General features: G+C 71.5%; 23 protein-coding genes. 13 read left to right on the top strand and 10 right to left on the bottom strand.

What is annotated here, in order from left to right; all coding sequences use genetic code 11:
* The 5 genes from D3272_RS27100 (at position 1) to D3272_RS01475 (ending at position 6,110) form a co-directional block, all read left to right on the top strand.
* A complete protein-coding gene (locus D3272_RS27100) occupies positions 1-1,914 on the top strand; it encodes a hypothetical protein (protein WP_165361168.1) in 1,914 nt (637 codons plus the stop codon).
* Positions 1,915-2,059: 145 nt separating this feature from the next.
* Entirely contained in the window at positions 2,060-2,401 is a 342-nt protein-coding gene (locus D3272_RS01490; protein ID WP_129217298.1) for a cupin domain-containing protein, read from the top strand.
* A gap of 217 nt (positions 2,402-2,618) precedes the next feature.
* Entirely contained in the window at positions 2,619-3,488 is an 870-nt protein-coding gene (locus tag D3272_RS01485) for a protein-methionine-sulfoxide reductase heme-binding subunit MsrQ (RefSeq protein ID WP_129217297.1), read from the top strand.
* A 10-nt stretch (positions 3,489-3,498) separates the two neighbouring features.
* The gene (locus D3272_RS01480; protein ID WP_129217296.1) at positions 3,499-5,106 is read left to right on the top strand and encodes a hypothetical protein; all 1,608 of its coding nucleotides are present in this window, start codon (positions 3,499-3,501) and stop codon (positions 5,104-5,106) included.
* A 320-nt stretch (positions 5,107-5,426) separates the two neighbouring features.
* Positions 5,427-6,110, top strand: coding sequence for an outer membrane protein (locus tag D3272_RS01475; RefSeq protein WP_129217295.1), 684 nt, complete (start codon positions 5,427-5,429; stop codon positions 6,108-6,110).
* Positions 6,111-6,295: 185 nt separating this feature from the next.
* On the opposite strand, the gene D3272_RS01470 is transcribed toward D3272_RS01475, so the two are convergent.
* Positions 6,296-7,321, bottom strand: coding sequence for a zinc-dependent alcohol dehydrogenase family protein (locus tag D3272_RS01470; RefSeq protein WP_129217294.1), 1,026 nt, complete (start codon positions 7,319-7,321; stop codon positions 6,296-6,298).
* Between the two features lie 215 nt (positions 7,322-7,536).
* Between D3272_RS01470 and D3272_RS01465 the strand changes: the two genes are divergently transcribed.
* From D3272_RS01465 to D3272_RS01455, 3 genes are all read left to right on the top strand, one after another.
* Complete coding sequence (locus tag D3272_RS01465) at positions 7,537-8,379, top strand: transglutaminase-like domain-containing protein (RefSeq protein ID WP_129217293.1); 843 nt, start codon at positions 7,537-7,539, stop codon at positions 8,377-8,379.
* Between the two features lie 29 nt (positions 8,380-8,408).
* Complete coding sequence (locus D3272_RS01460; RefSeq protein ID WP_129217292.1) at positions 8,409-8,954, top strand: SHOCT domain-containing protein; 546 nt, start codon at positions 8,409-8,411, stop codon at positions 8,952-8,954.
* Positions 8,955-9,073: 119 nt separating this feature from the next.
* Positions 9,074-9,691 (top strand): hypothetical protein, encoded by a 618-nt coding sequence (locus D3272_RS01455; protein ID WP_129217291.1) that lies wholly within the window; start codon positions 9,074-9,076, stop codon positions 9,689-9,691.
* Between the two features lie 67 nt (positions 9,692-9,758).
* Here the strand turns inward: D3272_RS01455 and D3272_RS01450 are convergent, their stop codons facing one another.
* The 3 genes from D3272_RS01450 to rcdA form a co-directional block, all read right to left on the bottom strand.
* On the bottom strand, positions 9,759-11,819 hold the full coding sequence (locus D3272_RS01450) for a putative bifunctional diguanylate cyclase/phosphodiesterase (protein WP_165361167.1): 2,061 nt from the start codon (positions 11,817-11,819) through the stop codon (positions 9,759-9,761).
* A 300-nt stretch (positions 11,820-12,119) separates the two neighbouring features.
* Positions 12,120-13,724 carry a long-chain fatty acid--CoA ligase gene (locus D3272_RS01445; RefSeq protein WP_129217289.1) on the bottom strand — a complete coding sequence of 535 codons (1,605 nt, stop codon included), beginning with the start codon at positions 13,722-13,724 and terminating at the stop codon, positions 12,120-12,122.
* A 163-nt stretch (positions 13,725-13,887) separates the two neighbouring features.
* Positions 13,888-14,424, bottom strand: coding sequence for a protease adaptor protein RcdA (gene rcdA, locus D3272_RS01440; protein WP_129217288.1), 537 nt, complete (start codon positions 14,422-14,424; stop codon positions 13,888-13,890).
* Positions 14,425-14,919: 495 nt separating this feature from the next.
* On the opposite strand from rcdA, the gene D3272_RS01435 reads away from it, so the two are divergent.
* A complete protein-coding gene (locus D3272_RS01435; RefSeq protein WP_207210098.1) occupies positions 14,920-16,041 on the top strand; it encodes a branched-chain amino acid ABC transporter substrate-binding protein in 1,122 nt (373 codons plus the stop codon).
* Between the two features lie 169 nt (positions 16,042-16,210).
* Positions 16,211-17,086: a formate/nitrite transporter family protein gene (locus D3272_RS01430; protein WP_129217287.1), complete on the top strand. Its 876-nt coding sequence runs from the start codon at positions 16,211-16,213 to the stop codon at positions 17,084-17,086.
* Positions 17,087-17,122: 36 nt separating this feature from the next.
* Here D3272_RS01430 and D3272_RS01425 read toward each other — a convergent pair whose 3' ends face one another.
* Both D3272_RS01425 and D3272_RS01420 read right to left on the bottom strand, forming a co-directional pair.
* Positions 17,123-18,316 (bottom strand): L-dopachrome tautomerase-related protein, encoded by a 1,194-nt coding sequence (locus tag D3272_RS01425; protein WP_129217286.1) that lies wholly within the window; start codon positions 18,314-18,316, stop codon positions 17,123-17,125.
* A gap of 105 nt (positions 18,317-18,421) precedes the next feature.
* Positions 18,422-19,792 (bottom strand): NarK family nitrate/nitrite MFS transporter, encoded by a 1,371-nt coding sequence (locus D3272_RS01420; protein WP_129217285.1) that lies wholly within the window; start codon positions 19,790-19,792, stop codon positions 18,422-18,424.
* A 224-nt stretch (positions 19,793-20,016) separates the two neighbouring features.
* Here D3272_RS01420 and D3272_RS01415 point away from each other — a divergent pair, with 224 nt between their 5' ends.
* A complete protein-coding gene (locus D3272_RS01415; protein WP_165361166.1) occupies positions 20,017-21,276 on the top strand; it encodes a type IV pili methyl-accepting chemotaxis transducer N-terminal domain-containing protein in 1,260 nt (419 codons plus the stop codon).
* Positions 21,277-21,353: 77 nt separating this feature from the next.
* On the opposite strand, the gene moaA is transcribed toward D3272_RS01415, so the two are convergent.
* The 3 genes from moaA to D3272_RS01400 form a co-directional block, all read right to left on the bottom strand.
* Entirely contained in the window at positions 21,354-22,391 is a 1,038-nt protein-coding gene (gene moaA, locus D3272_RS01410) for a GTP 3',8-cyclase MoaA (RefSeq protein WP_129217283.1), read from the bottom strand.
* Positions 22,392-22,472: 81 nt separating this feature from the next.
* Positions 22,473-24,014 (bottom strand): monocarboxylate uptake permease MctP, encoded by a 1,542-nt coding sequence (gene mctP / locus D3272_RS01405; protein ID WP_129217282.1) that lies wholly within the window; start codon positions 24,012-24,014, stop codon positions 22,473-22,475.
* Between the two features lie 78 nt (positions 24,015-24,092).
* Positions 24,093-24,308: a DUF3311 domain-containing protein gene (locus D3272_RS01400; protein WP_129217281.1), complete on the bottom strand. Its 216-nt coding sequence runs from the start codon at positions 24,306-24,308 to the stop codon at positions 24,093-24,095.
* 173 nt (positions 24,309-24,481) lie between these two features.
* Here D3272_RS01400 and D3272_RS01395 point away from each other — a divergent pair, with 173 nt between their 5' ends.
* Positions 24,482-24,850: a gamma-butyrobetaine hydroxylase family protein gene (locus D3272_RS01395; protein WP_129217280.1), complete on the top strand. Its 369-nt coding sequence runs from the start codon at positions 24,482-24,484 to the stop codon at positions 24,848-24,850.
* A gap of 98 nt (positions 24,851-24,948) precedes the next feature.
* Positions 24,949-25,479 (top strand): RNA 2',3'-cyclic phosphodiesterase, encoded by a 531-nt coding sequence (gene thpR / locus D3272_RS01390; protein WP_129217279.1) that lies wholly within the window; start codon positions 24,949-24,951, stop codon positions 25,477-25,479.
* 180 nt (positions 25,480-25,659) lie between these two features.
* On the opposite strand, the gene D3272_RS01385 is transcribed toward thpR, so the two are convergent.
* Entirely contained in the window at positions 25,660-26,997 is a 1,338-nt protein-coding gene (locus D3272_RS01385) for an outer membrane protein (protein ID WP_129217278.1), read from the bottom strand.
* Positions 26,998-27,000 lie beyond the last annotated feature (3 nt).

Below are 27,000 nucleotides of genomic sequence, written 5' to 3'. Positions count from 1 at the left end.
ATGAGACGCTCCCCGCCCAGCCCCGCCCCGCGGCCCGACGCGCCCGTCCGCGCGGGCTTGGCCGTCTCGGCCGGCTCGGGCGTTTTGGTCTCCCTGACGCTGCTGGCCGCCGTGACCGTGCTGGCGGGTCCGGCCGGCGCGGCCCCGGCCCCGCCGCCGCCCGCCGCGACGGGTCCCCTCGGGGCCGACCCGGCGGCCGGGGCGGATGTGCCCTCGCTCGCCCTCGCCCGCGACCGGGACGCCCAGGCGGCGGCGGCCGTCGACAGCCTGAAGCTGGCGCTGCGCCCCGGCCACCTCGCCGACCCCATGCCGGGTATCGACCGCAGCTATGGGCTGGACATGCTGCGGGCGGAACTTTCCGAGATGGAGCGCAAGGCCGCGGGCTACCGGGCGACGCTGGGCAGCCAGCACCCCACCCTGGCGGCGGCCGACCAGGTCATCGCCGACCTGCGCGGGCAATTGCTCGATGCGACGCGCAAGGCGTTGGCCGGCGCCGAGCGTGACGCCGCCGCCGCTCGCACGGCCGTGGCGGGCGCGGAACGCGACGCCGCCCGGACCTTCGGTCCAACCGACGTAACGGGCACCATCGCGCCGGCCCGGGAGCCGTCCCGGCCAGCGCTGTATGAGTCGTCCCGGCCCTCCCTGCAGGACCCGTCCCGGTCCGGCGAGGCACCGTCGCGGCGGGCGGCCCGGGCCGAAGCGGGCGCCGGGCAGACGCCGGCGACCGCGGCCGTCCTGGCGGAGGCCCGGCAAGGCTCCCCGGCCTGGATCCTGGCCGCCGCCGCCCTGTCGGGACTGCTGGCCCTGCTGTCCGCCGGCTGGGCGTCGCGGCAACTGCTGCGGACCTTCCGCCGTCCGCCGCGCTCCCGCTTCGTCCTGCACCGGCGCGAGCCCGGCCTGGTGCCGGGCGACGTCCGTCCGCCAGTCGCCGCGCCCTCTGTCGCGCCCTCCGCCCTGTCCCGGGAAGCGCCCCACGCCGCGTCGCCGCAAGCGCCGTCGCAGCCGCAAGTGCCGTCGCAGCCGCAAGTGCCGTCGTCCCGGCAGCCGTCCCGCCCGCCTGTGACGCGGTCGACCGACGCCCCCGCCGAGATCGCGCCGCCGCTGCCCGGCCGCGCCGCACCGGTCGAGGCCCTCGCCGCCCTGTCGACGCTGCCGCTGCCCCGGACCGCCATGGCGGCCGACCTCGTCGGCGCCGTGGCGGCCGATCCGGGCGGCCCGCTGGCGCTCGCGGCCGCCCGTCTCTACGCCGGCACTCTCGCCTTGGCGGGCGCGGCACGCAGGGATCGCCTTTCCGTGCTGGTCACGGGCGTGGGCGACGCCCGCGACGCGGATGCCGACCTCGCCGCCCTGGCCCTCGCCCTCGCCGCCACCGCGTCGGGCGGGCGCGTGGCGCTGATGGAGGCCCGGCGGGTGGGCCGCCTCCGGCGCGACCTCGTCCCGGCGCAGGCCCGGCCCGCCCTCATCGAGGCGGGCGGCGCCGTCCGCACCCTGTATCGGCTCGGCACGCCCTTCGGGACGCTGGCGGTCCTGCCCTGCGACGCCTCCGAAGCCGCCTTGGCGGCGCTGCCGTCGGGCGCCGCGCGGCAGCGCGGGTTCGATGGTTTCGACCTCGTCGTGATGGTCGGCGAGGACCTGCCGACCCTGGCGCGGGGTGCCGACCTCGTCGTGGTGGCGGCCGCGTCCTCCGGGTCGGAGGACGATGTCGCGGCGGCGGCGCGCCTGTGCCGGGCTGCGGGCCGTCCCTGTGGCGGCGTCCTGGTCGAGCGCCCTGCGGCCGTCGCGGCCGTGGCGCCCCGTCCGGTGGCGGTCGGCGCGGCCCGGCGGCGTGCCGTCGGCCCCCCGCCCGCGCGGTCCGGCGCCGGGCGGCTGCAGCTCCGCGGCACGCTGGAGCCGCAGCGGCAGGCGGCGGGCTGACCTCCATCGGCCCGCCGCGACGCGCACGACGGCCCCGCGGCGATGGGGCCCGCTCCGCCCCGCAACGATCCGGGCGGACGGGCGTTGCCCCGCCACGACGGCGCCGGGCGATCGCGCCGCGGCCGTCGTCGACGGGAGACCAGGCATGACGACCACCGGCGACATCAAGGTCGAGGCGACCTCGGCACCCCAGGGGCCGGAAGGCCAGCGCTACCTCGCCAGCGGGCGTGCCCTGTCCATGCGCCTGTGGGAAGGCGAAGCCGGCGGCACCGAGAAGGCGCCGGTGCGCCGCGACTACGAGACCGTCGGCTACGTGATCTCGGGGCGGGCCGAACTCGAACTCGAGGGCCGCACCGTGAGCCTCGAAAAGGGGTCCTCCTGGGTCGTGCCCAAGGGCGCCGCCCACACCTACCGCATCATCGAAGCCTTCACGGCCGTGGAAGCGACGGCGCCGCCGGCCGAGGCGCACGGCCGCGACGCCGTCTGACGGGCGCGGCCGCTCCGCACGACCGATCCCGCCCGGGCTCAACCGCCCGTGGCGGCCTCCGGCCCGGCAGGGACGGGGACCGCTCTGCCTCCATGGCGACGTCGTCCCTTGCCGCTCCGCCTCCATGGCGACGTCGTCCCTTGCCGCTCCGCCTTGATGGCGACGCGGTCGCGCCCCACCATGAAGAGGACCGACCCGTAATCCCGAGCACCGATCGATGCAGGCACGCTTCCTTCCCTGGCTGGACCGCTCCGGCCGCCTGTCGATGCTCAAGCTCGTGGTGTTCGCGGCGCTCTTCGCCCCGGCAGTATGGATCGCCGTCCAGTACGACCAGGGGTGGCTGAAGTCCGACAGCGTCAAGTCGCTGATCCACGAGTCCGGCCTTTGGGCGATCCGCATCCTCCTCGTGTCCTTGGCGGTGACGCCGCTGCGCCGCATCGGGCATTGGAACAAGCTCATCGCGGTGCGGCGCATGCTCGGCGTCGCGGTGCTGGCCTATGTGCTGGGGCATTTCGCCCTCTACATCGTCCAGCAGCGCTTCGACCTCGTCCACGTGGCCGGCGAGATCGCGCTGCGGCTCTACCTCACCATCGGCTTCGTGGCGCTGCTCGGCCTCGCCGTGCTGGGGTCGACCTCCACCGACGCCATGATCCGGCGCATCGGCGCGGCCCGCTGGAACCGGCTTCACCTTCTGGTCTACCCGATCGCCCTGCTGGCGCTGGTCCATTTCATGCTGCAGACCAAGCTCGACGTCAGCGGGCCGCTGCTGCTCGTCGGCTTCTTTTTCCTGGAGATGGGCTGGCGGCTGCTGCAGCGCTTCAAGCGCGGCGAGGATGTCGCGGCGCTCTGCCTGCTGGCCGTGGCGGCGCCCGTCGTCACCGCCCTGTTCGAGGCCGGCTGGTACCACCTGCGCAACGGGATCGACGTAATGGACGTGCTGGGTGCCGACCTCAGCCTCGACGACGGGTTGCGGCCCGTCTGGATCGTGCTGGCCGTTGGGCTCGCCGCCGTGGCCCTGCGCGTCGCGCGCCCGCTCTGGGCGCGGCGCCCGGCGCCGGCGTCGCGCCTGCGTGCGGCGGCCGAGTGAGGGCGGCGGCATGACCCCGCGCATGGATCGGGCGGCCCAGCGGGCCGCGCTGCTGGAACTCGGCGCCGCCGTCGCCGAGGAGATGCGCGCCGGGCAGGGCGGCGCCAGCGCCAGCGCGGTGGGCGACGTGCTCGCCACCCTGCCGCAGGCGAGCCTGGAGATCGTCGGGCTGATCGGCCGCGAAGCGCGCCGCCGCCGCCCCGACCCGCACCTCGTGGCGGCGCTCGCCTTCATCTGCGGGCAGGCGCTGGAGATGCTGCGCTTCGGGATGGAGCGCTCCGACCCCGCCGCCGCCGCCATGCTGGATTCGGTTCGCGGCCGCCTCGTCGCCGAGGCCCGCTCGGACCGCGCCGACCCCGCCGTGCTGATGCTGGTGACGAAGCAGTTCGCCATGGCCAAGCTCGACATCGGCGACGAGCTGCGCGGCGCCATGGGCGATATCCTGGACGAGCAGGCCGACGAGGCCGCCGAACAGGGCGCTGGCGACCTCGACATGGAGAACCACCTCGTCGAACTCGCCCGCGAGCTCGGCGACGACGCCTTCGCCATCCACCTCGAGCTCGCCGAGACCGCCTCTTCCTTCCCGGTGGACCATCGCCTCGCCATGGCGAGCTTCATGCTCGCTTCGGACGCCGCACCCGTGAAGGATGCTGCGCTCGGCTGGCTCTTCGACCCCGACCCGGCCGTGCCGCCGGCCCTCTGCGCCGCCCTCGGCGAGGAGGCCGCCGCCGGCCGCCTCGACGGCACCACGCTCCGCCGCCTCGTGGCGGCGCGCAACTGGCTGGGGCCGGCGGTGCGACCCGGCGTCGACGCCGTGGTGCGGGCCGCGCGGCGGCGCGGGGGCGAGCCCCTGCCGGTCGCCTCGCCGCATGTCGAGGATCTCCGGGTGTCGGGCTTCGACGGCGCGGGCGCCGCTAGTGCCTTCGCGCTGGTGCGCACCGGCAAACGCTACGCCGTGGCCTCCGTCCTGTTCAAGTTCGGCCACGGCGTGCGGGACGCCTGGGTGCACCGCAACCTGTCGCGGGCCGAAGGCGATGCGCAGCTCGACCGGGTGGGGGCCGAGATCGACCTCGTGCCCCTGTCGGTCCCGACGCTGCGCCGCCTGTTGTCCCACATGCTGGCGCTGAACGCCGCCGACGCGCCCCCGCCCTTCGGCACCATCGACGTCGTCGAGGCGCTGGGCCTCGGCACCGTCAACCCGGAGGCCGTCGACCCCGGCGAGATGGTCGCCGAGATCCTGGCGGCCGGCGAGGGGGCGCAGGACGAGGCCGAAGTCCTCGCCGACGCCGCCGGCTGGCCCGCCCGCTACGGCTTCATGAACAGCTGGTTCGAGGACGACGCGGCCCTCGACGACCTCCTGGCCGGCCGCAAGGGCCTGTCCCGGGCCCGCCGGGTCGACCTCGTGCTCGACCGCTTGGTGATGCCGCGCCGCCGGCGCTGGGGCGAGATGCTGGCCTGGATGGCCCTCATGACGGCCGACAACGACGACGGCGAGGAAGCGGGCCGTTTCGCCGTCGTGGCCGGCGCGATGCTGGGCGAACGCCCGGCCGCCGAAGTGCCGCTGCTCCGCGCCATCGCCGACAGCACGATCGCGGCGCGGCGGACCCAGCGGGCCTGATGCGCGGGCGCCCGCGCCGGTGGCCATTGGACGCCCTCGCCAAGTCGAGGTTCCCGCTTTAATCCCAAATTCACCCTGTTGTACCGCGGTCGAGCCAAGTTGGAAGCTGCGATGGGGCACTCATCGACGCTTCTAGGGAAGGTAAACGGATAGTAAACAGCTAGATTGTAGTTGATACATGGTTTTTGCACTTAGCCAATTTGTAGCCATATTTGCTGAATGAGCCCCGATTAGGGTAAACAGTGGGGGTCGGCCAGAGCAAGGCGCACTTCGCCGGATCATGGCTGGGCGGCGTTCCGCGTGGGTTCGGGAGTTCAGTGATGAAGCATCTGTTGTTGGCGGCCGTGGCGATGTCGGCCGTCCTGGGCGGTTCGGCCCTGTCCGGCGCGTCCGCCGCCGATCTGCCGCGCCGGTCCCCCGCCTATATCGCGCCGGCCTACGCCCCCATGTTCACCTGGACGGGCTTTTACGGCGGCATCAACGGCGGCTACGGCTTCGGCGACGCCAACGGCATCGGCCGCGCCCTCGCCGGCAGCCCGAGCGGCGGCCTCATCGGCGGCACGGTCGGCTACAACTACCAGTACCAGCGCTTCGTGCTCGGCCTCGAAGCCGATTTCGATTACGCCAGCATCGGCAACAGCCAGACCTCGGCCGGTCCGCTCACCGCCAAGAGCAACCTCAACTTCGAGACGACCGTTCGGGCCCGCGCCGGCTACGCGGTCGACCGCGCGCTGTTCTTCGTGACGGGCGGCTATGCGGGCGGCAACCTGCATTCCACGACCTACGACACGCCGAACAACTTCTACGCCGCCAACACCAACTATCTCAACGGCTACGCCGTCGGTGCCGGCGTCGAATATGCCTTCATGCCCAACCTGTCGGGCAAGGTGGAATACCTCTACACCGACCTCGGCCAGGCCTACAATTTCGCCTATACGCCCGACGTCAGCCGCATCGGCCTCAGCACGTCGAACATCAAGGCCGGCATCAACTATCACTTCTAGTATCGATCGCGGCCAGGTCGTGCGCCTGGCCGCGTCGACAGGGGCGGCGAAGCCCGGAGGCGCCCGCGCGGTTCGGGAGACGGTTCCGTCCGCGGTTCGCGCTCGGCGAGCCTGGGCCGCAGATCCGGACGCCCGCCGGCATCTCGGCCAGATGTCGTACGATCCACGGCATCGCGTTCCTCGCGTCACATCCCCGGCAGCACCATCACCTTCACGTCGCCGGGTGCCGCCGGCGCCGCCACGGTCTCGGCCACGGCGTCGAGCCCGATGCGCCGCGTGACGAGGCTGTCGAGGTCGAGGACGCCCGCGGCCACGAGGTCGGCGGCGCGGCGGTGCGTGAAGGGGTTGATGAAGGAGCCCAGCAGGCGCAACTCCCGGAACAGGATGTCGAAGGGCTCGATCGTCACCTTGGCGCCCTGGGGCATGACGCCGAGGATCACCACCGTGCCGCCCGAGCGCGCCATGCGGGGCGCCTGCTCCACGGTCTCGGCGACGCCCGCGCATTCGATCACCACGTCGGCCCCACCCGGCAGCAGCCCACGCGGGCCCGCCACCGCCGCCACGACGTCCTCGCGCCGCGCATCCACCGTGGCGGTGGCGCCCACGGCTTCGGCGAGGGCCCGGCGCGACGCCTGGCGCGTCGACAGCACCACGGCGCCGGCGCCGGCCAGCCGTGCCAGCTGAACCACGAGGAGGCCGATGACGCCGCCCCCCAGCACCACGACGCCCGCACCCGGCGTGATGGCCGCCAGGTCCATGCCGTGCAGGCAGCAGGCCAGGGGTTCGCAGAAGGCGCCATGGACCGGATCGAGGTTCGCCGGCAGAACGTGGGCCTGGCTTTCCGGCACCACGACATAGTCGGCGAAGCCGCCGTCGCGGTGGATGCCGAGGGCGCGCAGGTTGCGGCACAGGTTGATGCGCCCGGCCCGGCAGGCCTCGCAGCGGCCGCAGACGATGTTGGGGTCGCCGGTGACGCGGGTGCCGGGCGCGATCTCCGCCACGCCCTCGCCCACGGCTTCGACGATGCCGCAGAACTCGTGTCCCAGCGTCACGGGCGGGGCGGCCGGGAACTCTCCGTGCAGCAGGTGCCGGTCCGTCCCGCAGATCCCGCTGGCCTCGACCCGCACCAGCAGGTCGGTCGGTCCCGGCACGGGGCGCGACACCTCGCGCAGCGCCAGCCGGCCCACGGCCTCGAGTCGCACGGCTCTCATCCTGTTTCCCCCCGTTCGCCGCGATCGCCGCCGCATCGTCGCGCCATGCGGTCGGCTCCGCCGCCGCATCATGGCCCATATCGCGGGCCGGGATAAGCGTTGCCGATCGACGAAGGCCCGAGCCTTCGGTGGGAGCGATCCGCATCGCCGCCGCCGTCCTGGCATCCGTCTTGCTGTCCGCCGGTCTCTTCGGCGCGTCGGATGGGGACAGCAGGATGGATTTCACGATCGGTTGCACCCTCCCTTACAGGGTCAAGTCGCCGACCTCCTTCGTGTTCAACATCGAGGCCGTCCGCCATCCCGGCCAGGTGATCACGGCGGAAACCCTGACGCTCACGCCGGACGCCGCCGTCGAGCGGTGGACCATGCCGGAATCGGGCAATCGCTACCTGCGCATCGACGCCGCGCCGGGCCCCTTCACCCTGGACTACCGGGCCGAGGTGACGCTGTCGCCGGTGCTGGAAGCCCCGGAAGCCGTGACCGAGATCCCCGCCAAGGCCCTGCCGCTCTCGGTGCTGCCGCACCTTTGGCCGAGCCGCTACTGCCAGTCGGACAAGCTGAACCGCCTGGCGCAGCGCACCTTCGGCGCCGAAACCCCGGGCTATGCCCGCGTCAACGCCGTGTGCAACTGGATCCACGACAACGTCGACTACGTCGGCGGCATCTCGGACGAGATGACCTCGGCCTTCGATACGGCGACGCAGCGGGCCGGCGTGTGCCGCGACTTCGCGCATCTCGCCATCGCGCTGTGCCGGGCGCTCGGCATCCCGACGCGCTACGTCAGCGCCTACGCGCATCGGCTGGAGCCGCCCGACTTCCACGCCGTGATCGAGGCCTACCTCGACGGCCCGTCGGGCTTCGGCTGGTACCTGTTCGACCCGACCCGCAAGGCCGCCCCGGACGGGCTCGTGCGGATCGGCATCGGGCGCGACGCCGCCGAAGTGGCCTTCTCGTCGCCCTTCGGCGATATCGTCTACGACAAGCCCGTGGTCTGGATCGAGCCCAAGCGCGGCACCGTCGGGGCCGTCACCACGCAGGCGGTGCGGGCGGAACTGTGAGGGCGGCCATGGTGTCGGGGCGGGATGCGATGCGAGGGACGACGATCCGCGCCGCGGCGGCGCGGCACGGGTTCGGCGAGGCGGCGGTCGACGCGCTGTGGCACGCCTTGGAGCGTGGCGACGGGCGCATGGCCCAGTTCTCCCACCCCGAGTTGGGCGGCATGGGGCAATGGTCGGCGGGGGGCCTCGTGCAGATCGGCGCCATGTTCGACGACCGGCTCAAGGCCCGCGTCGCCGCGGCCTGCCGCGACCTCGCCGCCGCCATGGCGGAGGGCGACGCTTCGGGACGGGGCGAGTCCACGAAACCCGCCGAGGCCGCCGCGGACGGGCCGGCGTGGTGGCCGGGCGGCCTCGGACAGCCCTCCGCCTCCGGCGCGCAGAACGGGCTGCGCTACGCCTATTTCGCCGAGCGGCGCCGGCTCGCCATCGCCCGCGATGGGCGCGTGACGCTCTACGACACCGGGCGACACCGCATCTTCGGCGTGTCCCAGCGCCAGAGCCGGGGGCCACATCTCGCCTTCACCGCCGACGATGGGACCGTCGACGTCGACAGCCTGGCCGTCGTGCCGTCCTGAAGGCACGGGCGGTTAACGACGATCGCGACGCGGCGTCGGGGGAAGGCCGAGGGCGGTGCTAGAGCGGTGGCGGGGGTGCGCACGCCCCGAACCTGCCCGCCCGCCGGAGACCCCTCGCCATGTTCGCCTCCCTCGAACGGCCCTCCGCGGCGCCGATCGCCATCGTGGTGGCATGCTGCCTTGGGATTGCCGGCACGGCGCTCGGCCTGGCACATGCCGCCGTCGCGGGCGACGACCTCGGCCTGCGCCGCGCGGAGTTCTGGCCCGAACAGGTTTCCGTGGCGGCCTCCTCGCCGGCCCCGGCCACCCGCACGGCGGCGCGCCGCCGCGGCCCGCGCCGCATCTGGGCGGCGTCGCGGTCGCGACCGCTGCGGGTCATGCTCGCCCGCCGTGAGCGCCGCCTGCGCCTGGCCCGGCATCGCCGGGCCGGGCGGCGGACTGCGATGGCGGAGCGCGTCGCGCGCCCCGCATCCCCGACCGTGCTGACCCTGCCGAGGCCGGACCGGCCGGCGCTGGTGTCCATCTACCAGGACCGGACTTTGCGGGACGGCGACGCCGTCATGCTGGCGGACGGCATCCACCTGTTCCACGGCGGCGCGCGCTGGCCGCATCGCCCGGACGATTTCCTCCGGCTTCAGTCGGTGGTGAGGCTCGGCTGGTCGCTGCGCCACACGCTGTCCGACATCGACAGCGCGCCGCCGAGCCGCTGGACCATGGCGGGCACGAGGATGGGCTGAACGCCGCCGCGCCGGGCGCGGCGTCTTTGCCTGAACGTCGCCGCGCCGGGCGCGGCGTCCCCAGGCGTCAGGCCGCCGCCAGCGTGCCGTCGGCCCTGGCGTATGGCGCGAGGCGCGGCGGCGTTCCGGCCGGCGCATCGGCGGCGCGGTCCCGCTCCGCCAGCCAGGCCCACAGCCGCTGCGGCGGCATCGGCCGGCCGAAATGATAGCCCTGCGCCAGCCGGCAGTTCATGGCGGACAGCGCCGCGACGTCGTCCGCGGTCTCGACGCCTTCCGCCACGACCTCGATGCCGAAGGACACGCCGATCCCCAGGATGGCCTGGACCAGGATCTGGTCCTTGCGGCGGCCCGCCAGGCCCGTGACGAAGCTCCGGTCGATCTTGATGCGGTCCACCGGCATGCTGCGCAGGTAGGCGATGGACGAACAGCCGGCGCCGAAATCGTCGATCGCCAGCCGCACGCCGACCGACACGAGGTCCGACAGCACCGCGAGCCCGTTCTCGCTCGCCGCGAAGGCTTCTTCGGTGATCTCCACCTCCAGCTGGCGGGGATCGATTCCGTGGCGGGCGATGGCGCGGCGCAGCAGCGAGGCGACGTCGTATTGGGCGATCTCCTTCGGGGACAGGTTGACGCCGACCCGGATGTCGTCCCGCCCGGCACCGCACAACTGGCTCGCCATGGCGGCCGCCCGGTCGACGATGAAGCCCGTCAGTTCCGCCGACCTGCGGGTGCGCAGCGCCGCGTCCACGATGGCGGGCGGCGCGACCCAGCCGTGCGCGGGGTGGTTCCAGCGCAGCAGCGCTTCCAGGCCCACCGTCGCGCCCGTGGCGATCGCCACCTGCGGCTGGAACCACACCTCCAACCCGTCGCCCTGGAGGGCCTGTTCGAGGTCGTGCTCGATGTCGCGGGCCATGGTGGCGGCGGCGAGCAGGGTGGCGTCGAAGCGGCGCGCGCGGTGCCGGCCCTCGTCCTTGGCGGCGTAGAGGGCGAGATCGGCATGGGCCAGCAGGCCTTCGGCGGTGGAATCGTTCTCCGGGGCGGCCGCGAAGCCGAGACTCATGGCGATCGTGAGCCGGCGCTCGCCGATCGCGAAGGGGCCGCTGACCCGGGCGATCAGGGCTTCCGCCAAGGCCTGCCCGCGGTCGCCCCGCCCCGCCGCGCCGCCCGGGCCCCCGACATCCGCCACCAGGATGGCGAATTCGTCGCCGCCGAGCCGCGCCACGATCTGCGTGGCGCCGACCGCGCCGGTGAGCCGTGAGGCGACCTCCTTGAGCACCCTGTCGCCGGAGCCGTGCCCCAGCGTGTCGTTGATGGACTTGAAGTGGTCGAGGTCGATCAGGAACAGGAAGAAGGCGTCGAGCCCATCGTCCCCGACGCGCCCCAGCCAGCCGTCGAGCGCCTGGGCGAAGGCCGCGCGGTTGCACAGGCCGGTGAGCGGGTCGTGGTTGGCGAGATGGTGGAGGCGCTGGGCCGCCAGCGTCGAGGCCGCATGCTCGAGCTTGAGCGACTCGGCCAGCGCGACGGCCTCGGTCCTGAGGTAGACGGCCCGGGTGAAACTCTGCTGGGCGTTGGTCGAGGACCGCGTGATGATGGCGGCGAACAGCACCACGGTGAGGGCGAAGGTGGCGTGCTGGATCCCGCCGGTGAGCATGTACTTGACCGCCACCGCGCCGAGGATCGGCAGGGCGAAGACCTGGCCCACGAGGGCGAAGGCCCCGGCATAGGCCGAAGCCCCGGCCGTGATGCCGGCGATGACGAAATAGGCGAGCGGCCCGGACGGATTGCTGTCCTCGAGCATGGCGGCGGGCAGGACCGCCCAGATCAGCCCGTTCACCGCCGCCAGCCCGACCTGGAGGCCGATCCGCCGCGACAGCGACAGCCGCCAAGGCCCGAAGCCGAGGCAGCAGACCGAGAGGGCGAGGCGGGCCCCGTTGGTCACCAGGACGCCGGCGTACCAGCACCAGATCGCCCAGGGCGCGACCGAACCCCACACCACCAGGAGCGTCACGGTGGCGATGAAGCAGTTGGCGGGCAGCGACAGCATCTGGCCCGACGCCAAGGCCGCAACCTGCTCCTCCTTCACCTCGGTGCTCAGTTCGACACTGCGCTCGGGGCCCATCTTCGTCATCTCAGGAACGTCTCCCTCGGCGTGCTGGAACCCGCCGATGCCAATAACCTGGGAGAAAACTCCTAAAACAATGGTCACATCCAGACTTCGCGGCCCACGACATCGCGTCTCGACCATAACGACCGCCGAAAGATGCCGATGAGGACTGCGGCGACCGCGCATCGAGGGCTCGTCATCGACGCGACGACTCACGATGAAGGACGATTTTACTCCATCGAAGCTGCCTGGGACCGTTCGGCAGGGCGTTCGACAGGGATCGAACGGCGAGTCTCCCCGCCGGAAGAAGCTTTTTACGTCAGGTCACACCATCCGCCGGATGGCGGCCTTGTGCAGCTTGCCGGTCGCCGTGTGGGGGAGTTCCGACACGACGCGCAGGTCGGTCGGCACCATCCAGCGCGCCACGCGCCCCTCGAACAGCGACGCCATGTCCTCCGCGTCGAAGCTCGCGCCCGCCACCGTCACGACGAAGAGCACGGGCCGCTCCCCCCAGCGCGGGTCGTCGCGGGCCACGACGGCGGCCTCCTGCACGGCGTCGTGTTCGAGGGCGATGTTCTCGATTGCGATGGAGCTGATCCATTCCCCGCCGGACTTGATGACGTCCTTGGCGCGGTCGACGATCTCGACGAAGCCGTCGGGGTCCACCGTCACCACGTCGCCGGTGGCGAACCAGCCCGGCGTCGCGAAGGACTCGTCGGCCTCGGAGCCGAAGTAACGCGACGCCACGCAGGGGCCCCGCACCAGCATGGCGCCGAAGGCCTCGCCGTCGCGGGAGACACTCTCGCCCGCCGGCCCCACGGCGCGCAGTTCCACGCCGAAGAGGGGGCGCCCCTGCTTGCGGGCGAGGGCCAGCCGGGCCTCGGGCGCGAGGCCGGCCTGGCTGTGTTTCGGCTGGTTGGTCACGGCGACGGGGCTGGTCTCCGTCATGCCCCAGGCGTGGACGACCGACACGCCCAGGGCGGCGAAGCGCTCGATCATCACGGGCGGGCAGGCCGAGCCGCCGATGCCGACCCGCCGCACGGGGGCCAGCGCCTCGCCCCGGGCCTCGACCCAGTCGAGCAGCCCCAGCCAGACCGTGGGGACGCCGGCCGTGAGGGTGACGCCTTCGCGGCGGATCAAGCCATGCAGGCTTTCCCCGTCGAGCCGGGGACCCGGCATGACCAGTTTCGCGCCCGCCATCGCGGCCGCGTAGGGCAGGCCCCAGGCATTGACGTGGAACATCGGCACCACCGGCAGGACGGTGTCGACGGCCGAGAAGCCGAAGCCGTCGGGCACCGAGATGGTCAGGGCGTGGAGCACCGTCGACCGGTGGGAATAGAGCACGCCCTTGGGCGCCCCGGTGGTGCCCGACGTGTAGCAGAGGCCGCAGGCCGCCCGCTCGTCGAGGGCCGGCCAGTCGTAGCTCTCGTCCTCGGCGGCGAGCAGCGCCTCGTAGCAGAGCAGGCCCGGCAGGCGCGAGGCCGGGGGCATGGATTCGGGGCCGCCCATCACCACGACGGCCCGCACCTCCGGCATGCGGCCCGACAGGGCCTCGACGAGCGGCACGAGGCCGGGATCGACGAACAGCACCGCATCGCCGGCATGGGCCACGATGGCGGCGATCTGCTCGGGAGACAGCCTCGGATTGACCGTGTGGCAGATCCGCCCCGAGCCCGAGGCCGCGAAATAGACTTCGAGGTGGCGGTGCCCGTTCCACGCCAGCGTGCCGACGCGGGCCGCCCGCGCGAGGCCCAGCCTGTCGAGCGCGCGGGCGAGGCGGCGGCTCCGGCTCGCCACCTCGCCGTAGGTGGTGGCGCCGACACCGCCGGCGGCGTCGCGCCACACGACCGGGGTGTCGCCGTGCGACGTTTCGGCGTGTCTCAGTATGGACGAGACCAGCAGCGGCACGTCCATCATCGATCCCAGCATGGCGCCTCCCCGGCGGCGTTCCGCCCTTCACAAGGCCCGGCGCGCCTTCTGGCGCGTCTCGGGCCGGGGAGTGAAGCATGGGGCGCGCCCCTTGCCCAGGGCGGCGGCGAACGTCGCGGGGGGCCGGGCCGAGAGCGCCCGGACGGCTGCGGCCCCGGGCGCGTCAGCGGCCGTGGAAGGCCTGCAGGATGCGGGCGCGCTGGAGATCGAACTCGCTGACCACGCCGACCGGCGCCACGGGAGCGGCCTCGGCGGGCAGGCGGATGGAGCGGTCGAGGTAGATGATGCGGTTCTGCAGGCGCAGCGAACGGTCGGTCAGGTCCTGGAGCAGCGGCGGCAGCTGGGCGAAGACGCCCGGGCCCGAGGCCACGTCCTGCGGGCACAGCCGCACCTTGTGCTTTTCGGCCTCGGCCTGCTCCGGGTCCATCTCGCCCTCGTTGACGGCCCGCTGAACCAGCAGCCAGGAGGCCACCTGCATGAGGCGCGTCGTCAGCCGCATGCTTTCGGCCGCGTAGGCGATGGCGACGGGGCGCGGCAGGTTCTTGGCCTCGTCGCGGCCGGGCCCGTCGAGATAGGCCGCCACCTCTTCCACGAGGTGCATGCCGTCGCGGAACAGGGCCTTGAAGCGCGGCGAGCCGGCGAGGCGGTGGGCGAAGCTGATGGTGTTGCCGCCGTCGACGCTGGAGTTGACGCTTACCATGCCGGTTCCTCGAATCGCGCGATGCAGTGGTGCCGAAGCTGCGGCGCCGCCGTGACGAAGCGGGCGGCTGCCGCCACGCCCGCTGCCCCTGTTGTAGCAGCGATCATTCGAGGGGCGCCTTTAACCCGACATTAGGGTTAATGGCTGGACGCAAGGCCAAAGGAGAACCGCACGGCAGCCGCCCTCGAAGTCGAACAGGGAAACGTCCTGCCCGGCCGGCGAACACGACGGCTCGCCGACAGATCAAGACCGCGCCATCGGTCGACGAGAAAGGTTGACGCCCGATGAAAGCCGCGGCACCGGCGAGATGCCGGCGCCTGTCGCGACGGTGCAAGCGCCCCGGCACGAAGCTTGCTCTCAGCCCGTCGCGACACCGGCCGGTCATCTCTGCACGCCCTGCAGATGTGACTGGACTCGGCCTGAACAATCGCATCAAATCCGCCGCGGCCTCGACAACCGGCACGGCCGGATCTTGCAGCCACGGAGAATTATGACGTGAAGACCATCGGATTGACGGGTTTCGTGCTGGCGGCGGGTCTCGCCTTTTCCGGCCTCGCCCATGCGGCAGATTTCAAGCTCGCCGTCGCCGGGCCGCTCACCGGCCCCAACGCGGCCTTCGGGGCACAGTTGCAGCAGGGCGCGCAGCAGGCGGTGGAGGACATCAACGCCAAGGGCGGCATCCTCGGCAACAAGATCACGATCGAGACCGGCGACGACGTGTCGGATCCCAAGCAGGGCGTCTCCGTCGCCAACAAGTTCGTCGGCGACGGCGTGAAATACGTCGTCGGCCACTTCAACTCGGGCGTGACCATTCCGGCCTCGGACGTCTACCTCGAGAACGGCATGCTGATGATCACGCCGGCCGCCACCAACCCCACCCTCACCGAGAAGGGCAAGTGGGACGTGTTCCGCACCTGCGGCCGTGACGACCAGCAGGGCGCCGTCGCCGCCAAGTACATCGAGGATCACTTCAAGGGCAAGAAGATCGCCATCCTCCACGACAAGACCACCTACGGCAAGGGTCTGGCCGACGCCACCATGGCGGCCCTGGCCAAGGCCGGCATCAAGCCCGCCCTCTACGAGGGCGTGAACGCCGGCGAGAAGGACTATTCGGCCGTCGTCTCCAAGGTGAAGGCCGCCGGCGCCGATGTGGTCTACTGGGGCGGGCTCCACCCCGAGGGCGGCCTCATCCGCCGCCAGATGACCGACCAGGGCATCAAGTCCCCGATGATGTCGGGCGACGGCATCACCGACAACGAGTTCGCCTCGATCGCCGGCCCCGGCGCGGAAGGCACGCTGATGACCTTCGGCCCCGACCCGCGCAAGAACCCCAACGCCGCGGCCGTGGTGAAGGAATTCGCCGCCAAGAACTTCGACCCCCAGGCCTACACGCTCTATAGCTACGCCGCCGTGCAGGTGATGGCGCAGGCCGCCGAGAGCGCGAAGTCCATCGACCCGCACAAGATGGCCGACGCCATGCACTCGGGGATGAAGTTCCACACGGTCATCGGCGACCTGTCCTACGACAAGAAGGGCGACCTCACCCAGGCCGGCTACGTCATGTACACCTGGAAGAAGCAGCCCAACGGCCAGATCACCTACGTCCAGAACGACTGATCCCGTCACGGGACCATCGCGAGGGGCCCGCCGCCAGGCGGGCCCTTTTTATTTGGCGATGATCGCCGCCCCGATCCGAGCTGGCACGGCGTTAAGGCCGTTCAGGCCGCCGCCGACGCGGAGCTTCACGGCGAGCCTGTGACACCACACACGATGCGGATGGCCGGCGATGACGCGGAACAGGGGCGACGAGGACGGTGAGGGGGAGGGGCAGTCGAGCGGCACCGGGGCCGACACGCTCAGCGACACGTTCCAGACGGCGATCTCGTCGGCGCCCGAGCCCGTCAAGATCCACGACATCATCCGCCATGACGGCGAACGCGAACTCGACCGCAGCATCTCGGCCCTGGCCTGGTCGGGCCTCGCCGCCGGCCTGTCGATGGGCTTTTCCTTCCTGATCATGGCGGTGATGCGCGCCGCGCTGCCGGACGCGCCCTGGCGCATCCTGGTCTCGGGTTTCGGCTACACCACCGGCTTCCTCATCGTCGTGCTCGGCCGGCAGCAGCTCTTCACCGAGAGCACCCTCACGGCGGTGCTGCCCGTGCTCACCAAGCCCACCGGGGCGGCGGTGTCGGGCATGCTGCGGCTCTGGGCGGTGGTGCTGGTCGCCAACGTGGTCGGGACCGTGCTGTTCGCGGCCCTGCTGGCGGTGCCGGGCCTGTTCCAGGAGCCCGTCACCCAGGCCCTGTCGGAGATCGGCCAGGAGGCCCTGCGCGACTCCTTCTGGCACATGGCGCTGAAGTCCATGCTGGCGGGCTGGCTCATCGCCCTCATGGTCTGGCTCATGCCCAGCGCCGGCCAGTCGCGGCTGCTGCTGATCCTCATCATCACCTACCTGGTGGCGATCTCCCACACCTCCCACCTCATCGCGGGCTCGTCGGAGATCGCCTACCTGGTGATCGTCGGCCAGATCGGCATCGGCGACTACGTCGGCCACTTCTTCGTGCCGACCTTCCTGGGCAACGTGGTGGGCGGCACCTCGCTGGTGGCGCTGCTCAACCACGCCCCCGTGCGCGAGGAACTCGACAAGGCCAATGGCGGCTGAGCGCGACCGGCGCCCGGCGGACGCCGGTTCCGGGTGCTACTTGTCGAAGGCGGGATTGCCGGCGATCTCGCCCTTCTCCTTCGGGACGATCTTCCAAAGGTTGAACGTCCGCTCCGTCCATCCGTGGGGATTGTAGCGCGGCGAGTTCTGGATGGCCGAGTTGGTGACGTAGAGCGTCGCGTCCGGCCCTTCGGCGAAGGTGTCGGGCCACACGAGGCGGGGGTCCTTCACCAGGAGGTGCCGCTCCTTGGCGCCGGGCTCCTGCGTCTCGATCGCGTCCTTCTGCACGGCGGTGAAGAAAAGCTTGCCGGTCCGGTCCTGCCACAGGCCGTCGTTGGGCTCGCTCGGCGACACCGTCTCGACCTTCGCCGACATCGCGTCGGGCGCCAGGCTCGCGTCCTGGAGCGCCGACGTCGCGATCCGGTACAGCGTCTTGCCGGTCAGGGGCTGGAGGTACAGGTACTCGCCCTTGGGATCGAGCGAGATGGAATCGGCCGCGAACTGGACGCCACGACCGTCGGCGGTGTGGATCTCCTTGCCGCCGATAACGACCTTCACGGACTTGTCGACCTGGGTCTGCATGGCGCCGTCGAGCACGCGGCGGGCCTGGCCCGTCGTGACGTCGAGCACCACGAGCGCGCCCTGGGCGCCGCTGTCCGTCATATAGGCGAAGCGCCCGTCGGGGGAGAGCCGCACGTCGTTGAGGTAGCTGCCCTGCGGGGCGACGTCGCCGCCGAACTTGAAGGTTCGCACGACCTTGTCGGTCTTGAGGTCGATCTCGACGAGCTTGGGCCCGCCCGGCACGATGAAGCCGGTGGCGGGGGCGGCGGGGTCGATGACCCAGAGGTGGCCCTTGCCGTCCGCCGTCTCGGCCTGCACGCAGACGAAGTGGTCGCCCGGGCTCTTGGGGTCGGCGTTGCGGAAGCTGTTCCATTCCGCATCCGGATAGGGGCGCAGCTTGCCGTCCTTGGTGACTTCGGCCAGCGACACCGGCACGTCCTCGAACCAGCGCGGGAAGCTCACGAAGATGCGGCCGTCCTCGCTGACGGCGACGCCCGTGACCTGGTGGTCGAAGCTCATGACCTTTTCGAGCTTGGCCGTGGCGGCGGCGTGGCCGGCCATCGGGGCCTCGGCGTTGGGCGCGGCGGCGAAGGCCGCCGTGGACGCCAGCAGCGTCGCGCTCAACAGGGCGTGGGCGGCGCGGCGGCGGTGAGGCAGGGGAGGGCGCATGGGCGGTTCCGGTCGGGGACGAGGTGACGGCGAACGTCGTAGACCGGACCGCTGTTCCTGCGGCTCCCGGCGCAACCGCCGGGAGCGCGCCGCGCCGGGGAGGTTTCAGGCCGTGACGGCGGCCCCGGTCGACAAGGTTGCCGCGCTCCGGCGCTCGGCGACCGCCTCGTCGTAGAGCGCCTGCTCGCTTTCCCTGTGGGCGAGCGAGAAGCGGATGGCGGCGGCGCCGCAGGCACAGACCACGGCGACGATGCCCAGGATCAGGAAGGTGACCTGGACGTTGCCGGTGCCGCGGGCCAGGAAGCCCGCCACCACGCCGCCGACGTTGCCGCCGGCGCCGATGATGCCGGTGACGCCGCCCAGCACCTTGCGGTCGACGAAGGGCACGATGGCGTAGAGGGAGCCGCAGGCCATGTGGGTGAACAGGCCGAAGACCAGCAGGAAGACCACGGCGAGCGCGACCGAGTCGGACTGCGAGAAGGCGATGAGGAACACGCCCTCGCACAGCAGCATGGCGAAGAGCAGCCAGGTCCGGCCGCCGAGGCCCTTGGAGTAGGCCACTCGGTCCGACAGGAGGCCGCCGAGCGCCCGGGCGAACAAGGCGAGCAGGCCGAAGGCGCCGACCGCGTAGCCGGCATTGCCCTGCGTCATCTGGAACTTGCCGACGAAATACGTGACGGCGATGGAATGGACGAAGAGCTCGACGCCGAAGGAGGCGCCGTAGCCGGCGGCGAGGAGCCAGACGCGGTAGTTCCGGGCCGCCTGCCGCATCACGCCGAGGCCGCCCTTCTTGCCGGTGTCGACCACGATGCCCTTGGCGCGCAGGGCGGACAGGTTGCCGAGCGGCGTGTCCTGGGTGAAGCGCCAGTAGAGCACCGCCACGATCAGCATCGCCACGCCCGGCACCACCATGGCGGCGCGCCAGCTCAGCGACGCCGAAAGGCCGTAGGCGGCGATGCCGCTGAAGATGATCGGCATGATGGTCTGGGTGACGCCGCCGCCGGCATTGCCCCAGCCCCCCACGGTGGCGTTGGCGGTGCCGACCACGTTCGGGGCGAACATCACCGACGTGTGGTACTGCGTGACCACGAAGGAGGCGCCGATCACGCCGATGAACAGGCGGCCGATCATGAAGGACGTGTAGTCCTGGGCGAATCCGATCAGGAAGACCGGGATGGCGCCGAGCGCGAGCAGCAGCGTGTAGGTGATGCGGGGCCCGTAGCGGTCGCACATCGGCCCGATCACGGCCCGGGCCAGGATGGTGGCGAACACGCCCGCGATCGTGATGTTGTAGACCTGGTCCTTCGACAGCGACAGGTCCTTGGCGATGGTCGGCATCAGGGGTGCCGTCGCGAACCAGGCGAAGAAGCAGACGAAGAAGGCGAGCCATGTCAGGTGGAAGGCCCGCATCTGCGGGGTCTTCAGGCTGAACAGGTCGATGCGGGTGGCCTTACCGGTGGGCGTTCCAACTGCCATGATGCGCTCCAAGAGGCGTTGTCTCCCCGGTCGCTGACGCGAGGAGGCACGGATTGCCCACGGCTCTGTGGGCACGACTCGGCGTGCGAGGCGAAAGTCGGCCGCGTCGGTGCAGCCGAGCCGGGATTTGCACGATGCGTGCCACCCGTTTGGGCCGGGCGGCGCGGGGCTTGCACCGCCCCCCGGGCTCCCATGCGGCGGTGGGTCCGGTTGGCGGTTGCTCCATGACGACGGTCTCGTTCTTCTCCTCCGGCGGCCCCGGCGCGCCAGGGCTCGCGCGCGACCTCGAAAGCGTGGGGCTCACGGTGGGGGCGGCGCTCGACCTGCGCACCATGGTGCAGGACGTGATCCGCTCTGCCCCGGACGTGGTCGTCTGCTATGAAAATCACCCGGGCGATGCCCTGTTCGCCATCACGGCGACGCTGCAGGACACGGCGCCCCGCCCCTTCGTGCTCTTCACGGCCGACCCGGATGCCGAGAAGATCGAGCGCGCGGCGGGTGCGGGCGTGCATGCCTATGTGGTGGACGGCTACGCGCCGCGGCGCCTGCGCTCGGTCATCCACGTGGCCCAGGCCCGGTTCCGGCGCGACCAGGCGCTGCGGGCCGAACTCTCCGACGTCCGCGACCGCTTCAGCGAACGCAAGCTGGTCGACCGGGCCAAGGGCATCCTCATGCGGGTCCGCAACGTGCCCGAGGAGGAGGCCTTCAAGGTGCTGCGCTCGGCCGCCATGCAGTCGAAGCAGCGCATCGGGCAGGTGGCCCAGCAGGTGATCGACGCGACCCGCTACGCCGATGCCATCAACCGCGCCGGGCAGCTCCGCATGCTGTCGCAGCGCATCGTCAAGCTGAACGGCCTGGGCTGCGCCGGGATCGAGCCCGAGGCCGCGCGCCGGCTCTGCGACGATTCCGTCGCCCAGGCCGACGCCAACCTCGCCGTGCTGGGCCGCAGCCTGTCGCGGGCGACCTTCGGGGACCTGCTCGACGGCGTGCTCGGCCCCTGGTCGGAGCTCAAGGCTGCGGTGCGGGACCGCCCGACCACGGCGCGGCTCGCCGCCGTCGATGCCCTCGCGGAACGGCTGCTCGGCCAGGCCGAAGCGCTGACCCGCAACCTCGAGACGGCCGGCTTCGCGGCGGCGTTGCGCATCATCAACGTGTCGGGGCGCCAGCGCATGCTGTCGCAGCGGATCGCCAAGGGCGCCATCCTGTCGACGCTGATCGACCGCCCCGGCGACGGCGATGCCATGCGCCGGGCGGAGGCGGATTTCGAGCAGGGCCTGGCCTTCCTGGCGGCGGCACCGCTCAGCACAGGCGAGATCCAAGCCGTGATGGGGGACGCCCTGCAGGCCTGGGCGGGCTTCCGCCACGCCCTCGCCGACCCCGTCGCGGCCCGCCGCGATGTCGCCGTCCTCAGCGAAACCCTGCTGGCGCGGTTCGGCGAACTCACGGCGCTCTACGAGCAGGGCATCCAGACCCTGATGGCGTGAGGCGGGCACCGCCCACCCAGCCACGGCCCGGCATCGCCCTCGGTGGCGGTGGCCTTTAGGCTCGCTGGCCTTTGAGCTCAGCCGCCCGTGGTGCTCATCATGCGGGCGACACGGGGCTTGGCGGCGAGGCGGTCGGCGACGAAGTCGTGGCCCTTGGGCTTGCGCGAGATGGCCTCGGCGATGGCGGCCTCGAGCGCCGCGTCTGGGTCTGGCGAGCGCAGGGCGGCTCGCAGGTCCGCGGCGTCGTTCTGGCCGAGGCACATGTAGAGCGTGCCCGTGCAGGTGACGCGCACCCGGTTGCAGCTTTCGCAGAAATTGTGGGTGAGCGGCGTGATGAAGCCGACGCGGCCCCCCGTCTCGCCGACGCGCCAGTAGCGCGCCGGCCCGCCCGTCGACACCGCGAGGGGCGACAGCGAAAAGCGTTCGCCCAGCCGCGACCGCACCTCTTCCAGCGACAGGAACTGGTCGGACCGGTCCCCGCCCTCCTCGCCGAGCGGCATCACCTCGATGAAGGTGATCTCCATGCCGCGGTCGTGCGACCAGGCCACCATGTCGGCGAGTTCGTCCTCGTTGACGCCCTTCAGCGCCACGGCGTTGAGCTTCACCTTCAGCCCGGCCCGCTGCGCCGCCGCCATGCCGTCGACCACGCGGTCGAAATCGCCCCAGCGCGTGATGACGCCGAACTTCGCGGGGTCGAGCGTGTCGAGCGACACGTTGACCCGCCTGACGCCGCACCCCGCGAGTTCCTCGGCGAAGCGCGCCAGCTGCGAACCGTTGGTGGTCAGCGTCAGCTCGTCGAGCGCCCCGGAGCCGAGATGGCGCGACAGCTTGCCGAAGAGCTGCATGATGTCGCGCCGCACCAGGGGCTCGCCGCCGGTGATGCGCAGCTTGCGGGTGCCGCGCTCGACGAAGGCCGTGCAGAGCCGGTCGAGCTCCTCCAGGGTGAGGAGGTCGCGCTTCGGCAGGAACTGCATCTGCTCCGACATGCAGTAGACGCAGCGGAAGTCGCAGCGGTCCGTCACCGAAACGCGCAGGTAGGTGATGGCGCGCCCGAACGGATCGATGAGCGGCGCGGCTTCGGCGGCGGCGAAGCCTGAGGCGGGCATTTGCAGCATGGGATCTATATAGGGCGTCTCGCCGCCGAGCGGTAGCGGGGGGGGGTGCCGTCACGGGAAGGACAGCACCCCCGCGCGACGTCAGACGTAGTCGGCCGCCACCGTGGCGTCGCGGCGCTCGGGCCTCAGCACCATGTTGACCAGCAGCGTCACCACCACGGCCACGATGAGGTTGGCGGCGAGCGCGTAGATGGCGACGTAGCCGGGGAGCTGGTAGCCGCCGACCGACAGCACGTAGGTGGCGTTCTTGAAGGCGTTGGCGTCGACCACCAGCGTGCCGAAGGCCATGCCGACGGCCCAGCCGGCCAGCAGGGCCCAGGAGTTGAACCAGCGCGTGTAGAGGCCGATCAGCACGGCCGGCAGGGTCTGGATGATCCACACGCCGCCGAGCAGCTGCAGGTTGATGGCATATTCCTTGGGGATGCCGAGCACGAAGACGAGGGCGCCGAACTTCACCAGCAGCGACACCAGCTTCGCCATCCGCGACTCTTCGGCGGGCGTGGCGCGCGGGTTGATGAATTCGAGGTGGATGTTGCGCGTCCACAGGTTCGCGGCGGCGATCGACATGATGGCGGCCGGCACGAGGGCGCCGATGCCGATGGCGGCGAAGGAGAAGCCGGCGAACCACGGGGGGAAGATGTCGAGGATCAGGGCCGGCACGGCGAACTGGTTGCTGTAGCGGGCGAACAGCGCGGCATATTCCGGCTTGGCCTTCACGCCGACGGCGATCGCCATGAAGCCCAGCAGCGTCAGGAAGGCCAGCACCAGCGAATAGGCCGGCAGCAGGGCCGAGTTGCGGCGGATCACGTTCCGGGTCGACGAGGACAGGATGGCGGTGATGGCGTGGGGATACATGAAGAGCGCGGCGGCCGAGCCGAGCGCGAGGCTGGCGTAGACGCCGTAGACGCCGGTGGAGCCGGCCGGCGGTGTCGGCAGGATGAGCTTCTCGGGCGGCACGGCGGCGAAGAGGGGGCCGAAGCCGCCGAAGGTGCGCACCACCACGCCCACGGCCGCGATGATGACGATGTAGATCATCAGGTCCTTGACGACCGCGATGGTGGCGGGGGCGCGCAGGCCCGACGTGTAGGTGAAGGCCGCCAGGATCACGAAGGCGATGAGCAGCGGCAGGTGGCCGATGAGGCCTTCCGTCGTGACGCCGAGGCCGGCGATGACGACTTCGAGGCCGACGAGCTGCAGGGCGATGTACGGCATGGTGGCGAGCAGGCCGGTCAGCGCCACGGCGAGCGCCAGCCAGCGGTTGCCGAAGCGGCCCCGCACGAAATCCGCCGCCGTGATATAGCCGTGGCGGCGGCACACCGACCACATGCGCGGGAACACCACGAAGGTGATGGGGTAGATCAGCGTCGTGTAGGGGACGGCGAAGAAGGCGAGGGCGCCGGCGCCGAAGGCCACGGCCGGCACCGCGATGAACGTATAGGCGGTGTAGATGTCGCCGCCGATGAGGAACCAGGTGATCAGCGTGCCGAAGGTGCCGCCGCCGAGGCCCCATTCGTGCAGGAGGTCGAGATCGCCCTTGCGCCAATGGGCGGAGGCGAAGCCCAGGACGGTGACGCCCGCGAAACACAACACGAAGACCGTCAGGGCGATCCAGTTGACCGGCATGGTTCTCTCGATTCGGCAGAAGGGTTCGGGGCCCGGGCGAGGCGCCGGGGCCGCTGCGAGGTCAGGGCCGCTGCGGCGTCAGTCCGTGACGGCGTAGACGAGGGCCGTGACGATGGCGGTCAGCACCACGAAGGCCATCTGATAGGCGTAGAAGAAGGGGAACCCGAGGATCTGCGGCTCGACCCTGTTGTAGAACGGCACCCAGAGCAGGGCCGGGTAGGGGATGAGCAGCAGCCACAGCCAGGGCGAGGGGCGCTTGCGGCGCACGGGGCTGTCGTCGATCCGATGGACCATGGGGTTCCTCCCGAGATGATGGCCCCCGCCGGCACAGCCCGTCCCCACCGCTCGCCGCATCGAAGCGGGGCGGAAGCGACAGGCCGCGGTGGTGGGAGCCCTTTGTGCGGAAGGCTACAATGTCCGGCGAGACTGTGGCAACGGATTTGGCGCGAAACCCAGGGAACAACGGAATGTCGACGCAAAATTGGCCGATCGAGCTGCGCCTCAAGGACGGTGGCCGCCTCCTCGCCGTCACCTACGACGACGGCATCTTCGATCTCGCGGCGGAATACCTCCGGGTCACCAGCCCGAGCGCCGAGGTGCAGGGCCACACGGCGGCGGAGAAGCGCACGGTCGGCGGCAAGCGCAACGTGCGCATCGCGGCGGTCGAGCCCGTCGGCCATTACGCCGTGAAGCTCGTCTTCGACGACGGCCACGACAGCGGCCTGTTCACCTGGGACTACCTGCACGAGCTCGGCACCGACCGCCCGGCCAAATGGGAGCACTACCTCGGCGAACTCGCCGCCAAGGGCCTGTCGCGGGACCTGCCGGGTTTCTGAGTGGCTTCCGCCCGAGCCCGATCCGCTCCGGCTTGGAATCGAGGGCGTTCCTGCTCTAGGCTCGGGCGTCGTCCCACCGCGAATCGAGGAGTCGAGCCATGCCCCGTCTGTTCACGGGACTCGCGCTTCCGGCCGAACTCGCCGAGGAACTGGCCCTGATGCGGGGCGGGCTGACCGGCGCGCGCTGGATCGACGTCGAGGATTACCACCTCACGCTGCGCTTCATCGGCGACATCGATCCCGAGACCGCGGATGCGGTCGACGAGGTGATGGCGGGAATCCACCGCAAGCCCTTCACCGTCACGCTGGAGGGGCTCGGCTATTTCGGCGGCGACAAGCCCCGCGCCATCGTCGCCAAGGCCCAGCCCGGTTCCGCCCTGGTGGAGTTGCAGGCCGAGCAGGAGCGGCTGTTCCGGCGCATCGGGCTGCCGCCCGAGCCGCGCCGCTTCGTCCCCCACGTGACGCTGGCCCGCATGCGCAACGCGTCGCAGACGGCGGTGGCGCATTACCTCGGAACCCGCGGTTTCCTGACGCGGCGCTTCGAGGCCGCGAGCTTCAACCTGTATTCGGCGCGCGATTCGGTCGGCGGCGGCCCCTACGTGGTCGAGGCTTCCTATCCGCTGGAATGACCCGACTGCCGGGACAGCGGCGGCCGGCGCTCGAAACGACAGGGCCCGCGGCGTCCCGGCGCCGCATGACGGCGGCCTGGACTGCGCGGGCCCGATGATCGGCACGGTCTGTGACGGCGGCCCCGCGAGGGGCCGCGAGATACCGGGTGACGGCGACCCCTCGCGCGGTCGCCGCGGGCCTCACTCGAAGTGGTAGGCGGCGCCGACCCGGAAGAAGTCGCCTTCGATCGACTGCTTGGCGGTGTTGGTGTTGTTCAGGTTGACGATCTTGTCGTTGATGCCGAACTCGTGGAGGTACTCGCCGCGCACCGAGACCCGCTCGGAGATGCGGTAGTCGAGGCCGGCGCCGACCTCGATGGCCTCGTTGTTGACGCGGCCGAGCTGCGAGCCGGTGTTGGTGTCGATCTGCTCGCTGCGGCCGTAGGCGAAGCCGGCCGAGACGAAGGGCAGGTAGGAGCCCCAGGCGTAACCGGCGCGGGCGCGCAGGTCGGCGTTGATGTAGTTGCGGAACGAGACCGGCCCGGTCGGCTGCCGGCCCTTGCCCTCGATGTCGGTGTAGGCGGTCGAGCCTTCGATGCCGAGCATGTAGTGGTCGCGGAAGATGAAGTTCGTGCCGGTGTAGAGGCCGCCCTGGGCGCCCGACGTGTCGTAGCGGGTCTTGCCGCCCGTGAGGAGGTTCTTGGTCTCCGGGGTGATGAAGCCGCCGCCGCCGAAGACGCCGCCGTAGCCGCCGGCCCAGTTCACGGTCTGCGTGGCGGCGTCGATGTAGGGACGTGCCGGGTTGTCGCCAAAGCGCTGGATGATGGCGGCGCGGATGATGTCGCTGTCCGAATTGGTGCGGAAGGAGCGGCCCGCGAAGGCGTAGGTCGAGGTCGGCAGGCTGTCGTGGAGGTATTCCACGCGCACGACCAGCGGCCCGAGCAGGCTGGCGAGGAAGCCGTTCTGCAGGCCGAGGTAGCCGGCCGGGTTGACCTTGACGTCGACGCCCGCGCCGATCGTGTAGCCGGTCGACTGCTTGTTGGCGCCGGACGCGTTGAGCGGCGCCTCGGACGACTGGTAGCTCTCGTTGATGACGGCGCCGCCCGCCACGAAGGGCATGAACCAGCCGAACTCGTAGCCCAGGCGGCCGCGCAGGCGGACGTCGTAGAGGCTGTCGAGATGGGTCGGCAGGCCGGCCGTCGTGGCCCGCTCGTTGCCGCGCACGAGGTTCAGGTCGATGCCGCCTTCGGCGCCCACCACGACATGGCCGAACTGGTAATTGTAGCCGACGAAGCCGCCGCCGCTCTGGCCCGACTTGTCGAGCTTGCGCGACGCGCCGTTGCCCTGCCGGGTGCGGAAGTTGGTGAAGTCGTAGCCGTAGGTGGAGCCGGCGTAGAACCCGCCCCAGTCGCTCACCACGGGGGCGACGAAGACCGGGACCGGGGCGGTGCGGGCCGGAAGGTCGGCCGCCTGGACCAGCGCGGTGCCCGACATGAGGCCCAACGCGGCGACGAGGCCGCCCTTGATGTGATGACGCATGAA

This window comes from Lichenibacterium ramalinae, assembly GCF_004137085.1.
Classification (GTDB): domain Bacteria; phylum Pseudomonadota; class Alphaproteobacteria; order Rhizobiales; family Beijerinckiaceae; genus Lichenihabitans; species Lichenihabitans ramalinae.
Note: the sequence above shows the minus strand (reverse complement) of the source record. Positions and strands in the feature narration are given on the sequence as shown.